The following is a 12,870-nucleotide window of genomic DNA, read 5'->3' as shown; positions in this document are numbered from 1 at the left end:
AACAGGACCGTGAAACGACTCCACGCCGATGATAGTGCGGATTGCCCGTGTGAAAGTAGGTAATCGTCAGGCTCCCCCTTGCTCAAACAAAAACCCCACCCCGAAAAGGTGGGGTTTTTGCGTTGGACTCACGAAAAGCCCCTCCTCACCCGCTCCCCGTCCCACCTCTTCGGATCTTTCCACCCATTCCCCAGCGCACTCCGAAATACTGTATAAATGTACAGTATCAACCGGAGCCGCTTCGTGTTCACGCATGAGCGGACTCTGCATCCGGCAGACGGGAATCCATGGGTGCCGCACTTTCATTACTGGACATCGGACTGACTTCGCGCCTACAGCAGCAGCTATGGCAAGGCGAGCAGTTCACCACCTCGCATTCAGGCGTCGTTCCGAGCGGCTATCGAATGCTTGATCTGGCGTTGCCAGGCGCAGGCTGGCAGCCGGGCACCGTGACCGAAGTGCTGATCGAAGAAAGCGGCGTCGGTGAAATCCGGCTGCTCGCGCGCACGTTGCGGGACTTGACGACGGTTCAAAGCCGCTCCGTTGTCTTCATCGCGCCCCCCTGGATGCCCAATCACGCCGCGTTTCGGGCAATGAACATCGCGCCGAATAAGCTCGTCTGGGTCAAGGCGCCCGACGATCAGGTGCTGTGGGCCGCGGAGCAGTCGCTCAAGCAGGAGGGCATCGGCGCTGTGTTGATCTGGCTCCCCAAGGCGCGCCCCGAAGCCTTGCGGCGATTGCAAGTTGCTGCACAAGAGTCGCAATCGCTGGCGTTCCTGTTTCGTCCATTGAATGCCGCGAAGCAATCATCGGCGGCGCCGCTGCGAATGGTCTGCAAGCCGATGCTGCCCGCAGCCGCACCGACGATGAATCGTCGCGAATGGATGCAAGTCGTCATGCTGGAGATCAGCATCATCAAGCGACGCGGTCCGTTGCTCGAAAAGCCGTTGCATTTGCGCTTGCCGCTGCAGTTGCCCGCGTTGCCCGAGCATTTGCGCCGCGCCAGCCAGCAAAGGAAAGCACGAGAGGTCAAACATGTTGTGGATAGCGGTGACATTGCCGCTTTTATCGCTCGAAGCAGTCAAGCCGCCATCGATGCCATGCGCATCGGCCGGCTCGATTTCGCCTGGAGCGAGGCCGACGCCGAGTGACCGCGCCGACACGCCAGTCGCGCAGGACATCGATCAGCCCTGTTTCGCGCTCGCCGATCATGCGCGCATTCTGCTGCCCGACCTCATCGCGTTCCGGCTGGGGGTGAGGCCCGGCAGCACGCGCTCTCACGCGTTCGCGCTGGCGCCGCGGCTGACGCTGCTCGCGGTCGATGTCAACGCGGAGCAGCGCGCGCTCGAAGCAGTCGCGCTGGCGTTGCTCGCGTTCACGCCGAAGGTCGTGCTCGCGCATGCGAATACGGTGCTGCTGGAAGTCGGTGCGAGCACGCGGCTTTTCGGCGGGCTGCGGCCACTGATCGCCAAAGTGTCGTCGACGGTGAAAGGATGCGGCTTCACGTCGCGAATGGGCTGTGCGCCGACCGCGTGGGGCGCCTGGCTGCTCGCGCATGCGCGCACTCGCCGCGTGACGCGTCGCGTGCGCATCGTGAAGGAGACGACGCTCGTGCGCGTGCTTGACGCGTTGCCGGTGTCCCTCGTTCCGTCGGCGGAATCGCATGGGAACGTGTTCGAACAGATCGGCTGTTCGACGCTCGCCGATTTGCGCCGCCTGCCGCGCAAGGGCGTCGCGCGGCGGTTCGGGCAGGGCATTCTGCAATGGCTCGCGCAGGCTTACGGCCAGGCGCCCGATCCGCGGGAGGCGTTCTGTGCGCCGGCATCGTTCGAGGCGCGGCTGGAATTACAGGCACGCGTGGAAAGCGCCGAAGCGCTGCTTTTCGCAGCGCGCCGGCTCGTGCTGCAACTGGCCGGCTGGCTGAGCGCGCATCACGCCGCGGTGAGCGAGTTCTCGCTGCTGCTGGAGCACGAACTGGCCGCGCGCCACGCGCCGAAAACATCGACGCTCAAGGTCGCCTGGGCCGTGCCGACGCGCGACGCCGATCATGTCCTCTGGCTGCTGCGCGAAAAGCTGAATCAGACGACGCTCGCAGCTCCGGTCATCGAGATGAAGTTATTTGCCGACAAAGTCTGCGAGCACGCGCCGCCGTCCGACACGCTGTTTCCGATGCCCACTTCCGATAACGAATCGATGGCGCAACTGCTCGAACGTCTGAGCGCGCGCCTGGGCGCGGAGAACGTCGTGCAACTGGTTGCGCGCGAGGATCATCGGCCGGAAGCGGCGATGACGGTCGAGCCTTATCAGGCAGTGCGCGAGAGCAAGCCCAAGCGCGCAAAGAAACCGAAGCATGCCGAGAGCGCATCCGACGAAACATCCGAAGAAACCCCCGATGAAGCGCAGGAAGACCAGCCAGAGACCGAAACCGACGAGCCGCTGCAACTTCCCGATCGGGCCGTGCCTTCGCAGCCGCGCCCGTCGTGGATCCTCGAAACGCCGCAAAAGCTGCAGTTGCGCAACGAGCGGCCGTTCTATCGCCGTCCGCTGAAGCTCATCAGCCGGACGGAGCGCATCGAAGCGGGCTGGTGGGACGGCAATGGCGTCCAGCGCGATTACTACGTCGCCTCCGACGATCGCGGCCGCATGTTCTGGCTGTACCGCGAGCGTCTGAGCGGCGCGTGGTTCCTGCACGGATTCTTTGGATGACGCCGATGGACGATCTCAACGACATCATCGGTCTGGCCGACGAGGGCGGAGACTTTTCCGGCGCCGTGTCCGCGTCCACGCTTCTGCCCGGATACGCGGAGCTGCATTGCATCAGCAATTTCTCGTTTCTGCGCGGCGCGTCGCATCCGCAGGAACTGGCCGCTGCGGCGCTCGAGCACGGCTATACCGCGCTCGCGATCACGGACGAATGCTCGCTCGCGGGCGTCGTGCGCGCGCACGCCGCGATCAAGGACATCGAGGCCAAGGTCAAAGCCGCAGTCGAAGCGGCGCGGCTCGCCGGGCAGCCGTTGCCCGACCAATCGACACTCAAGCTAATCATCGGCAGCGAATTGAATCTGACCGATGCCGACGGCCAACCGTTCTGCACGCTCATCGCGCTGGCGACGAACCGCGAAGGCTACGGCAATCTGTCCGAGCTGATCTCGCTCGCGCGCTCGCGTTCGCCGAAGGGCCAGTATCGGCTTGGGCCCGAAGATTTCACCGATCCGGCCGCGTCGTCCAATGTCACGGATGCCGCCGATCTGCGCGGCGACATCGCGCATCTGAAGCATTTGCCCGACTGCCTGCTGATTCTCGTGCCGCAACGCGCGGCCACGCTCGCCGACACGCTCGAACGCGCGCACTGGCTCGCCAGCTTCGCGGCGGGCCGCGCGTGGCTTGCGCTGGAACTCTGGCAGGACGGCAGCGACGACGAGCGCCTCGCTTCGTGCCGCGTCATTTCGGAGGCGAGCGGCCTGCCGCTCGTCGCGGCAAGCGGCGCGCTGATGCACGCGCGCTCGCGCAAACCCTTGCAGGACACGCTGACTGCCGTTCGCCTCGGCCGTCCGCTTGCCGAATGCGGCTATGCGCTCGAAGCAAACGCGGAGCGGCATTTGCGCACGCGCCTGCGTATCGGCGCGCTGTATCCGAAGGCGGCGATCGCGGAAACGCTGAAAGTGGCCGCCCGCTGCACGTTCCGTCTCGACGAGCTTCAGTACGAATATCCCGAAGAGCTCGTGCCGCCGGGCGAAACGCCCGCGAGCTATCTGCGCAAACGCGTGATGGCGGGCGCGAAGGTGCGCTGGCCGAACGGGTTCGATGCCGACACCATCGGTCTCATCGACAAGGAACTCGCGCTCGTCGCCACCCTGGGCTACGAGAAATACTTCCTGACGGTCTACGACATCGTCGCCTTTGCCCGCAGCAAGGGCATTCTGTGCCAGGGGCGCGGCTCGGCGGCGAATTCGATCATCTGCTTCTGTCTTTTCATCACCGAACTCGATCCGGTCAGAATGGGCCTGCTGGTCGAGCGATTCATCTCCCAGGCGCGCAACGAGCCGCCCGATATCGACGTCGATTTCGAGCACCAGCGGCGCGAGGAAGTCATTCAGTACATTTACCGGAAATACGGGCGGCATCGCGCGTCGCTGGCGGCGTCGGTCACGACGTATCACACGCGCAGTGCGCTGAAGGACGTGGGCCGCGCGCTCGGACTGGATGCCTCGCTGATCGAGCGAATCGGCAAGGCGCAGCAGTGGTGGGACGGGCCGTCGGCGGTGGCCGGCTATCTGCGGGAAGCGGGCTTCAGCGAGGACTCGCACATCACGCGGCATCTGATTCGCCTGACGCGCGAACTACGCGGTTTTCCGCGCCACTTGTCGCAGCACGTCGGCGGCTTCGTGATCGCGCGGGAACGGCTGTCGCGGCTCGTGCCGATCGAAAACGCCGCGATGAAAGACCGCTGCGTGATCCAGTGGGACAAGGACGACATCGATCAGCTCAAGCTCCTGAAAGTGGACGTTCTCGCGCTCGGCATGTTGTCGGCGATCCGCCGCGCGCTCGAATTCGTCGCGCTGCGGCGGGGCATCCCGCAATTCGGCCTGTCGCACATTCGCCGCGAGGACAAAGCCGTCTACGAAATGTGTTGCCGCGCGGACACCATCGGCGTCTTTCAGATCGAGTCGCGGGCGCAGCAGAGCATGTTGCCGCGCTTGCGGCCGCAAAAGTATTACGACCTCGTGATCGAAGTGGCGATCGTGCGGCCCGGCCCGATTCAGGGCGGCATGGTGCATCCGTATCTGCGGCGCAAGCAGGGTCTGGAGGAAGAGGATTATCCGAAGGAAGAACTGCGGCCTGTGCTCGGCCGTACGCTCGGCGTGCCGATTTTTCAGGAACAGGTGATGAAGCTCGCGATGGTCGCGGCAGGCTATACGGCTGAGCAGGCCGACCAGCTGCGCCGCGCGATGGCCGCCTGGCGACGCGGCAGCCATCTGGAAGAGTATCAGGCCGATCTCATGAAGAAGATGCTTGCGCGCGGCTACGAGCACGAGTTCGCGGCGCGCGTCTGCAAGCAGATCGAGGGTTTCGGCGAATATGGCTTCCCGGAAAGCCATTCGGCGAGTTTCGCGCTGCTCGTCTATTTCAGCGCGTGGATCAAGCGTTACGAGCCCGCCGCGTTTCTGGCCGGCCTCCTGAATAGTCAGCCGCTCGGCTTTTATTCGCCGTCGCAACTCGTGCAGGACGCGCGGCGGCACGGCGTGGACGTGTTCGCGCCGGATGTTTCGCTGAGCGACTGGGAATCGGTGCTCGAATTGCCGCCGGGCAAGGGCGAGCGCGTCGTTTTCGATGCCGGCAAGGAGCAGCGGCGTCAGCAGTTTTACGGCGCGCCGTTGCCGCATCAGATGTTTCGCAAGACCATGCGGCGCGGCGCGCGCAAGCTCGCCGCGCGTGTCCAGCTGCCGGCGCAGCAATACGGTGCGGGCGGGCCGGGCGTGCGCATCGGCCTGCAACTGATCAAAGGTCTGCCGCAAGCCGCGGCCGAGCGGATCATGATCGCGCGGGCCGAGGCGCCTTTCCTCGATGTCGACGATCTCACGCGCCGCGCCGCCTTGTCGCGCCGGGAACTCGAGGCGCTCGCAGCGGGCAACGCGCTCGCGAGCATCGCGGGGCACAGGCGTCAGGCGTGGTGGGCGGTGACCGCGCAGCAGCGCGCGCCGGAATTGCTGCGCGATGCGCCGATGCCCGAGGCGCCGCTCGCGTTGCCGCAGGCATCGGAGGGCCGCGAAATCGTCGATGACTACGCGAGTCTCGGGCTCACGCTCAATCGTCATCCGCTCGCGCTGTTGCGCGCGCGGCTGGCGCGCCTGCGCTTCCGGACGGCCGCTGATCTGGCGGAACTCAAGACCGGGCGCGTCGTGCGGGCGTGCGGCATCGTGACGGTGCGGCAACGGCCGGGCACGGCGAACGGCACGATCTTCGTCTCGATCGAGGACGAAACCGGCGCGATCAACGTGATCGTCTGGCCGGGGCTCGTCGAGAAGCAGCGCAAGGTGTTGCTCGGCGCGTCGCTCCTCGGCGTGCATGGCGTGTGGCAGAACGAGGGCGACGTGCGGCATCTGGTCGCGCAACGGCTCGAAGATCACACGGCGCTGCTTGGGCGCCTTGCCGCGTCGAGCCGCGACTTTCACTGAATCACAACGACGGCAGCGCCGGATAATTCGCGAGCAGCCGTTCGATCGCCGTATCGAACGGTGTGCGCCGCCCGATGCCGAGCGACTCCAGGCGGCCCGAATCCAGATGGCAATCGCGCGGGCGCGGCGTCGCGTCGGTCGGCTCCCGTTGCGCGACGAGCTTCGCGTCAACCTTCAGCACGCGCGCGATGCGCTCGGCGATATCAAACTTCGTCATCGGTTCGTCGCCGGACCATTGCGTGATGCCGGAAATCGTCGCGCCGCGAGCGTGATGTTCGAGCATGCCGCGGATCACCGCCGCGACGTCCGGTGTGTAGGTCGGGTAACGCGTCGCCCACGCATCCATCGAAGCCGGCGCTTTTGCCGGATCGGCGGAGGCGACGATGGCGGGCGTCAGGCTCGTCACCGCCGATTCGCTCCAGTCGACGACCGGTCCGTAAAGCAGCGGCAGACGCAGCACGCACGATCGCGGATCGGCTTCCAGCAACGCGCGCTCGCCGTCGAGCTTGCTGCGCCCGTAGGCGTTCAGCGGCGCGGGCGTGTCGTCGGGGAAGTAGGGCGCAGACGTGCCGTCGAAAACATAGTCCGTCGAAATCGACAGGACCCACGCGCCGAGCGTGCTCGCTTCGGTAGCGATAACGCGCACGGCGTCCACGTTGAGCGCGCGGGCGAGCGGCGGGTCGTTTTCGCACACATCCGGCCGACGCTCCGCTGCCGCGATCACGACGGCATCTGGCCTTTCTCGGCGCAGAAAGGCGCGCACGGCGTCGTGATCGCGGATATCGAGCGGCACGCTGTTCGCACTCGCGCGCCGGTGCGCGGTACGCACGACGCGCCACGGCGCCACGCTGGCGAGTTCGGCCGATACTGCGCGCCCCAGAAGACCGGACGCGCCGATCAGCGCGACAGTGAACCCCCGACCGCCTGTCATGCGGAAGCCGCGCCTACGACGGTATAGCCGGCATCGTCGATGGCGTCCTTCAGCGCCTGCTCCGTCTGCGTCGATTCGACCGCGACCGTACCGCGCTCCAGATCGACGCGAACCTGCGCCTCTGGGTCGATCTCCTGAATCGACCGCGTGACGGCAGCGACGCAATGCTGGCAACTCATGCCTTGGACTTCGAATTCGGTCATGTCCTTTTCCTCTTGAAATGGGTGGAAGTATCGACATCGTATACCTTGCCATCATGGGAAGGTGTAGAGTCGGCGGAAAGTCGAAGGAGAACAGGATGAACATTGGCGAAGCGGCCCGCGCGTCGGGCGTCACCGCGAAGATGATCCGCTATTACGAGAGCGTCGGCTTGCTCACGCCGGTCGGCCGGACGTCATCGGGATACCGCGTGTATGGCGAACAGGAAGTCCATGCGCTGCGGTTCGTGCGGCAGGCGCGGCGTCTGGGCTTTCTCGTCGAGGATATTCGCAAGCTGCTGGCGCTGTGGCATGACCGGACGCGAGCGAGCGCCGAGGTGAAGGCAATCGCGCTGGAACATGTCGCGGAGCTCGATCGCCGGATCGCGGAGCTGACGGACATGCGCGACACGCTGTCACACCTCGCAAGGCATTGCCAAGGCGACGAGCGCCCGGACTGCCCGATTTTGGACAAATTGGCGCAGTGAGCGCACTAAGACAGTGCATATTTCTCCAGTGTCCTAGACGTATTCCGTGGAATCAGTAACTTACGGAACTGCGCGTCCAGCACCATTCCGAAAATGAATGCACCCCATGCGGGCATTTCACTCACATGACTCAGACGAGTCAGCTATAATCCGGGTTATCCCTAATGCGGGTTATCCCTGACCCGAACCGCCAGGGACCAGCACTAATCCTTGGAGAACACCATGTTTGCAATCCTGCTCGAAAAACTCAGCATCTGGTTTGAAGCCGCCGAACAGCGCCGCCGCGAAGAATACCTGGCTCAATCGTCGGACGTCGTCCAGCTCGAAAAGCGTATCCGTTCGCTCGAAAACAACGGCTATAACATCTGAAGCCCGAGCCCGCGCGCCGCGAAGCGCGCCAGGTGTGAATGAAAAGCCCCGCCATGCGGGGCTTTGTCGTTTCTGCGGCTTTCATTCGAAGCGGCGTCACTTCTGCGCCGGATGCGTCGCAAGCCACTGTTTCATGAATGCGATTTCCTTCTCCTGCGCGGCGACGATGTCCTTCGCCAGCTTGCGCAGCTTCGCGTCCTTGCCGTACTTCAACTCCACCTTCGCCATTTCGACCGCGCCCTCATGGTGCGGAATCATGTGCGCGACGAAATCGCGGTCGGCGTCTCCGGTGTACTGAACGTCTGACATTCTCGACATCATGGATTCATCGGCGGCCTGGAAAGCTGCGTTCGAGGGCGCATCCTCGTTGGCGGGCATGCCATGCTTCATGCCCGACATGCTGTCGTGCGAAGACGCCGCCGTCTGGGCGAAGCCGCTTACGCTGAAGGAAACGGTGATGACGGCGAGTACAGCGCGCAGCAGATTCCGTGTCGACTTCATGATTCTCCCGAAAGAACGGTCAATGTGGATGTGAGCGCCTAGCCTAAAGCTTGCCACCGGGGTAAGGTAAAGCCGTTTCGTCTACCGAATAGAGCGATCGATGACACGCCACCTCTCCAAGACGACGCAGACGCGCCTCGTTGCGGCCTGCGCAGCGTATGCCGTGGCACTTTGCCACGGCGACCTGGCATTCGCCAAACCCGGCGGCGAACCGCTCGTGCTGGATACTCAAACCGGCATTCACAGCGGCGTGAGCGGGACGATCCTGCAAAGCGCGCCCCTCGGCGCGCCGGGCATGGTCCCGATGGCGACGTTACCCGGACTGCCGCCACAGGAGCAGCAGCCGATCGTGGTTTCGCCGTATATTGAATATGGCGGGCAGACGGCAACGCCCGCGACGACCAACCCGAGCCACTCGCGCCGGCGACGGGAAGCCTACCCCTGATGCGACGCGATCAGTCCGCGCGCTGCTCCAGTTTGAATGAAGCGCCCGCATCCTGGCCGAGCGCATCGACCAGATACGGCAACGCCTGCTTCAACTCGCTCGCGAGTTTATAGGGCGGATTCAGGACGAACATGCCACTGCCGAACAAGCCGAGGCCGTCCGCCGGCGGGGCCTTGACGGTGAGGGTCGCATGCAGCCAGCCCGTCGGCTGGATGGCCTTCAGCTGATCGGCGAAACGCTGGGACTCCATGCGAGAGACTTGCGGATACCACACCGCATAGGTCCCGGTGGCAAAGCGCCTGAGCGATTCTTCAAGGCATTCGACCGTCCGCGCATAGTCGCGCTTGTCTTCGTAGGACGGGTCGATCAGCACCAGCGCGCGGCGCGGCGGCGGAGGAAGAATCGCCTTGATGCCTTCGAATCCGTCGCCGTCGTAGATCATCGCGCGGCGGCCGGCGTCGCGGAAGTTGTGACGCAGCACGTCGATCTCCGTGCTGTGCAACTCGAAAAGCCGCATGCGGTCCTGCTCGCGCATCGCGCGCCAAGCCAGATACGGCGAGCCCGGATAAAAGCGCAATGCGCCGTCCGGATTCAACGCCTTCACTTCGTCGACGTAATCGGCGAGCAGCGGCGGCAAGTCGGTGCGATCCCACAATCGCGCAATGCCCGATTCGTACTCCGCGTTTTTCGCCGCGAAGCCTTCCGCTAACGAGTACACGCCTGCGCCGGCATGCGTGTCGATGTACCAGTACGATTTGTCTTTCAGCCCGAGATATCGAAGCATCTGAACGACGATGGCGTGCTTCAGCACATCGGCGTGGTTGCCCGCGTGAAAGGCGTGACGGTAACTGAGCATGACGAGTGGCCCGCAAGAAGCGATGAAAAGCGAAAGCGATCAATTGTAGCGGAGCACGTGCGCGCGGCTATTCGGCTCGGCCGGCCGCTGCCGGCGCGCCGCTACGTTCGTGCACAATAGCCGTTCGCGGTTTCGCGCAATAGCTGGCCAAACGGCCTAGGCGATCCATGCGAGCAAGCGCGAATCCTCCTATGCCGAACGGCCAGCTTGATGGTCGCATGGCTCGCATGTTGTCATTCAGTCTTCCGACAGGAGGTTAGACGGCGGTGGTCATAGGCGCGGCAAGCGGCATCGGCCGCGCCATGGCGTGTCGACAAGGTCGGAGACGTGGCGCAGACCACGTTCGAATGGGCGCCGCTCACCGGGCAATCGTTTGTGGTGAGCCGCGGCCGGAACATGCAATAAGGAACGAGGCCTCATGTCAGAAAGCGACGACAACCCAGCCCTCGGACGGCAACGCAGCCACGAACAAGCGCCGCGCATGAGCTTGCCGCCCTACGAGACCATCGCGCTCGTGCTTCAGGGCGGCGGCGCGCTCGGCGCATATCAGGCCGGCGTCTACCAGGGCTTGCACGAAGCGGATATTCACCCGAACTGGATCGCCGGCATCTCGATCGGCGCGATCAACACCGCGATCATCGCGGGGAATGCGCCGGAGCATCGCGTCGAGCGGTTGCGGGAATTCTGGGAAACCATCTGTCAGCCGGCGTTCGGCTTTCCGCTGCCCGCGTTCGTCGAGCGCGCGTTCTTCAATTCGAGCGACCAGATCCGAAAGGCCTTTACCGCGTTGCAGGCGGTCGATGCGCTCGTCGAAGGGCAGAAGGGGTTCTTCGTGCCCCGCCTTCCGCCGCCGTCGCCGGTGGCATCGAGTTCGCCTGAGACCGCGAGCTATTACGATACGACTCCGCTCAAGGCTACGCTCGAACGCCTTTGCGACTTCGACCGCATCAATTCCCGAGAGACGCGCGTGTCCGTCGGCGCGGTGAACGTGGCAACCGGCAATTTCGCGTACTTCGACAACACGCGGACGAAGTTGCGCGCCGAGCATTTTCTGGCCTCGGGCGCACTGCCGCCGGGCTTTGCCGCCGTCGAGATCGACGGACAGTTCTACTGGGACGGCGGCCTCATGTCGAACACGCCGCTCTACGAGGTCGCGCAGGCCACGCCGCGCCGCGATACGCTAGCGTTCCAAGTCGATCTCTGGAGCGCGCGCGGGCCGGTGCCGGACAATATCGTCGATGTCACGGGCCGCATCAAGGACATACAGTATTCGAGCCGCACGCGGCTCGTCACGGACGAAATGCAGCGCGCCCAGCGGTACCGCAACGTGCTTAAGCACGTCCTCGACCTCGTACCCGAGGCGCTTCGCGACACCGACGAGTGGTGCCGACGCGCCGCCGAACTGGCCTGCGGCAAGCGCTACAACATCATCCACCTGATCTATCGGCAGAAGGAGTACGAGGGCCAGTACAAGGACTATCAGTTCGGCTTCTCGACAATGCGCGAGCACTGGGAGACAGGGCTCGCCGACATCCGCCGCACGCTGGCGCATCGCGACTGGCTCGACATGCCGAACGGCGAGAGCGGCTTCGTCACGCACGACATTCATCGCGAGAAGCGTTGATCCTGCGCGGGAGAGAGCGCCGGTCGCCGCCCGTCCGGGCGCGTTCAGACGAGCCTTTGTATAATCCGAGCGCATTCGAACGCGCGGCTGTCTGCGCGGCGTCCAACACCCATTTTCCCGTTCTGCCCGATGAACTCGATCGCGATCTGCTTCGTCTGTCTCGGCAACATCTGCCGGTCGCCCAGCGCGGAAGCGGTCATGCGCGAACTGGTCGAGCGGGCGAGACTGGCTGACCGGATCGTCATCGATTCCGCGGGCACGGGCGACTGGCACATCGGCCAGCCGCCGGACGAGCGAGCGCAGCGCGCCGCGAAAAAGCGCGGCTACGACCTGTCGACGCTGCGTGGCCGTCAGGTGGCGGCAGAAGATTTCGCCCGCTTCGACCTGTTCATCGTCATGGACGACGCCAACGCTGCCGCGCTCGCCTCGGTCTGTCCGCCGGAGTACCGGGACAAGATCCGGCTGCTGATGGAGTTCGCCACCCGCGACGACACCCGCGTGGTCGTCGATCCGTATTTCGGCGGCGACGAAGGCTTCGAGCGCGTGCTGGACCAGTGCGAGGACGCCTGCGAGGGCTTGTTGAACGCGTTGCGGGCGCAACTGCGGCCGTAGCTCGCGGGCGCTGCCGGCGGCGAAAAGATCGACTAAATCGTTACTTATTCCGCCCGGATACTTGACTAAAACTGTGGGATATTTATACTTGACGAAAATCATCGAGTATTAGCGTTAGCCCCCAATTATGAGACTCACCACGAAAGGCCGTTTCGCCGTCACGGCGATGATCGACCTGGCGCTGCGCCAGGAGCAGGGCCCGGTGACGCTGGCAGGCATCAGTCAGCGCCAGCGCATCTCGCTTTCCTATCTCGAACAGTTGTTCGGCAAGCTGCGCCGGCACGAGATCGTCGAATCGGTGCGCGGTCCGGGCGGCGGGTACAACCTCGCGCGCCGGGCGGAGAACGTCACGGTGGCGGACATCATCATCGCGGTGGACGAGCCGATCGACGCCACCCAGTGCGGCGGCAAGGGCACGTGCGAAGGCACGAAGCAGCACGACGGCCACTGCATGACCCACGAACTCTGGGCGACGCTCAATCAGAAGATGGTCGAGTATCTCGATTCCGTCTCGCTGAAAGATCTGGTCGACCAGCAGCGCGCCCGCGAAGGCTCCGCGGCGGTGCTGCGCGACCGGCGCGCGGAACCGGCGGGCGTCGAGGCGGCGCGCGTCGTGCCCAAGGGTCCGAATTCCATTTTCAATCTGGCTGGCTGAGCCCGCCCGGCCGCCG

13 protein-coding genes are annotated in these 12,870 nt (G+C 64.5%); 9 read left to right on the top strand and 4 right to left on the bottom strand.

Annotated features, from left to right (window positions below; translation table 11 throughout):
• Positions 1–287 precede the first annotated feature (287 nt).
• The 3 genes from imuA to NCR35_RS09800 are packed head-to-tail and all read left to right on the top strand — an operon-like array spanning position 288 to position 6,176.
• Entirely contained in the window at positions 288–1,151 is an 864-nt protein-coding gene (imuA, locus tag NCR35_RS09810) for a translesion DNA synthesis-associated protein ImuA (RefSeq protein ID WP_250534207.1), read from the top strand.
• The gene (locus NCR35_RS09805) at positions 1,096–2,706 is read left to right on the top strand and encodes a Y-family DNA polymerase (protein ID WP_250534206.1); all 1,611 of its coding nucleotides are present in this window, start codon (positions 1,096–1,098) and stop codon (positions 2,704–2,706) included. Before imuA ends, NCR35_RS09805 begins: the two co-directional genes overlap by 56 nt.
• Before the next feature lie 5 nt (positions 2,707–2,711).
• Entirely contained in the window at positions 2,712–6,176 is a 3,465-nt protein-coding gene (locus tag NCR35_RS09800; protein WP_250534205.1) for an error-prone DNA polymerase, read from the top strand.
• 1 nt (position 6,177) lies between these two features.
• Here NCR35_RS09800 and NCR35_RS09795 read toward each other — a convergent pair whose 3' ends face one another.
• Together NCR35_RS09795 and NCR35_RS09790 are read right to left on the bottom strand one after the other, a co-directional pair.
• On the bottom strand, positions 6,178–7,107 hold the full coding sequence (locus NCR35_RS09795; RefSeq protein WP_250534204.1) for a dTDP-4-dehydrorhamnose reductase family protein: 930 nt from the start codon (positions 7,105–7,107) through the stop codon (positions 6,178–6,180).
• Positions 7,104–7,310: a heavy-metal-associated domain-containing protein gene (locus tag NCR35_RS09790; protein ID WP_175940532.1), complete on the bottom strand. Its 207-nt coding sequence runs from the start codon at positions 7,308–7,310 to the stop codon at positions 7,104–7,106. Before NCR35_RS09790 ends, NCR35_RS09795 begins: the two co-directional genes overlap by 4 nt.
• A 95-nt stretch (positions 7,311–7,405) precedes the next feature.
• Between NCR35_RS09790 and cueR the strand changes: the two genes are divergently transcribed.
• Together cueR and NCR35_RS09780 are read left to right on the top strand one after the other, a co-directional pair.
• Positions 7,406–7,792 (top strand): Cu(I)-responsive transcriptional regulator, encoded by a 387-nt coding sequence (cueR, locus tag NCR35_RS09785; RefSeq protein ID WP_244846661.1) that lies wholly within the window; start codon positions 7,406–7,408, stop codon positions 7,790–7,792.
• Between the two features lie 222 nt (positions 7,793–8,014).
• Positions 8,015–8,161 (top strand): DUF3563 family protein, encoded by a 147-nt coding sequence (locus NCR35_RS09780; protein WP_175940530.1) that lies wholly within the window; start codon positions 8,015–8,017, stop codon positions 8,159–8,161.
• Between the two features lie 96 nt (positions 8,162–8,257).
• On the opposite strand, the gene copM is transcribed toward NCR35_RS09780, so the two are convergent.
• Positions 8,258–8,662 (bottom strand): CopM family metallochaperone, encoded by a 405-nt coding sequence (copM, locus tag NCR35_RS09775; protein WP_244846660.1) that lies wholly within the window; start codon positions 8,660–8,662, stop codon positions 8,258–8,260.
• A gap of 100 nt (positions 8,663–8,762) precedes the next feature.
• Here copM and NCR35_RS09770 point away from each other — a divergent pair, with 100 nt between their 5' ends.
• Positions 8,763–9,107 carry a hypothetical protein gene (locus NCR35_RS09770; protein ID WP_250534203.1) on the top strand — a complete coding sequence of 115 codons (345 nt, stop codon included), beginning with the start codon at positions 8,763–8,765 and terminating at the stop codon, positions 9,105–9,107.
• A gap of 10 nt (positions 9,108–9,117) precedes the next feature.
• Here NCR35_RS09770 and NCR35_RS09765 read toward each other — a convergent pair whose 3' ends face one another.
• Complete coding sequence (locus NCR35_RS09765) at positions 9,118–9,963, bottom strand: 23S rRNA (adenine(2030)-N(6))-methyltransferase RlmJ (RefSeq protein ID WP_250534202.1); 846 nt, start codon at positions 9,961–9,963, stop codon at positions 9,118–9,120.
• Between the two features lie 481 nt (positions 9,964–10,444).
• Between NCR35_RS09765 and NCR35_RS09760 the strand changes: the two genes are divergently transcribed.
• From NCR35_RS09760 to iscR, 3 genes are all read left to right on the top strand, one after another.
• Positions 10,445–11,587, top strand: a complete 1,143-nt coding sequence (locus NCR35_RS09760) for a DUF3734 domain-containing protein (protein ID WP_250534215.1) — start codon at positions 10,445–10,447, stop codon at positions 11,585–11,587.
• A 129-nt stretch (positions 11,588–11,716) separates the two neighbouring features.
• On the top strand, positions 11,717–12,199 hold the full coding sequence (locus tag NCR35_RS09755; protein WP_250534201.1) for a low molecular weight protein-tyrosine-phosphatase: 483 nt from the start codon (positions 11,717–11,719) through the stop codon (positions 12,197–12,199).
• Positions 12,200–12,326: 127 nt separating this feature from the next.
• A complete protein-coding gene (gene iscR / locus NCR35_RS09750) occupies positions 12,327–12,854 on the top strand; it encodes a Fe-S cluster assembly transcriptional regulator IscR (RefSeq protein WP_040050918.1) in 528 nt (175 codons plus the stop codon).
• Positions 12,855–12,870: the final 16 nt, after the last annotated feature.

The sequence above is a fragment of the Caballeronia sp. AZ10_KS36 genome, from assembly GCF_023631105.1.
Taxonomy (GTDB): Bacteria; Pseudomonadota; Gammaproteobacteria; order Burkholderiales; family Burkholderiaceae; genus Caballeronia.
This window is presented reverse-complemented; position numbering and strand designations above follow the sequence as displayed.

Coding starts and splice junctions, on each gene's coding strand:
- imuA (WP_250534207.1), top strand. CDS start 288: ATGGGTGCCGCACTTTCATTACTGGACATCGGACTGACTTCGCGCCTA.
- NCR35_RS09805 (WP_250534206.1), top strand. CDS start 1,096: ATGCCATGCGCATCGGCCGGCTCGATTTCGCCTGGAGCGAGGCCGACG.
- NCR35_RS09800 (WP_250534205.1), top strand. CDS start 2,712: ATGGACGATCTCAACGACATCATCGGTCTGGCCGACGAGGGCGGAGAC.
- NCR35_RS09795 (WP_250534204.1), bottom strand. CDS start 7,107: ATGACAGGCGGTCGGGGGTTCACTGTCGCGCTGATCGGCGCGTCCGGT.
- NCR35_RS09790 (WP_175940532.1), bottom strand. CDS start 7,310: ATGACCGAATTCGAAGTCCAAGGCATGAGTTGCCAGCATTGCGTCGCT.
- cueR (WP_244846661.1), top strand. CDS start 7,406: ATGAACATTGGCGAAGCGGCCCGCGCGTCGGGCGTCACCGCGAAGATG.
- NCR35_RS09780 (WP_175940530.1), top strand. CDS start 8,015: ATGTTTGCAATCCTGCTCGAAAAACTCAGCATCTGGTTTGAAGCCGCC.
- copM (WP_244846660.1), bottom strand. CDS start 8,662: ATGAAGTCGACACGGAATCTGCTGCGCGCTGTACTCGCCGTCATCACC.
- NCR35_RS09770 (WP_250534203.1), top strand. CDS start 8,763: ATGACACGCCACCTCTCCAAGACGACGCAGACGCGCCTCGTTGCGGCC.
- NCR35_RS09765 (WP_250534202.1), bottom strand. CDS start 9,963: ATGCTCAGTTACCGTCACGCCTTTCACGCGGGCAACCACGCCGATGTG.
- NCR35_RS09760 (WP_250534215.1), top strand. CDS start 10,445: ATGAGCTTGCCGCCCTACGAGACCATCGCGCTCGTGCTTCAGGGCGGC.
- NCR35_RS09755 (WP_250534201.1), top strand. CDS start 11,717: ATGAACTCGATCGCGATCTGCTTCGTCTGTCTCGGCAACATCTGCCGG.
- iscR (WP_040050918.1), top strand. CDS start 12,327: ATGAGACTCACCACGAAAGGCCGTTTCGCCGTCACGGCGATGATCGAC.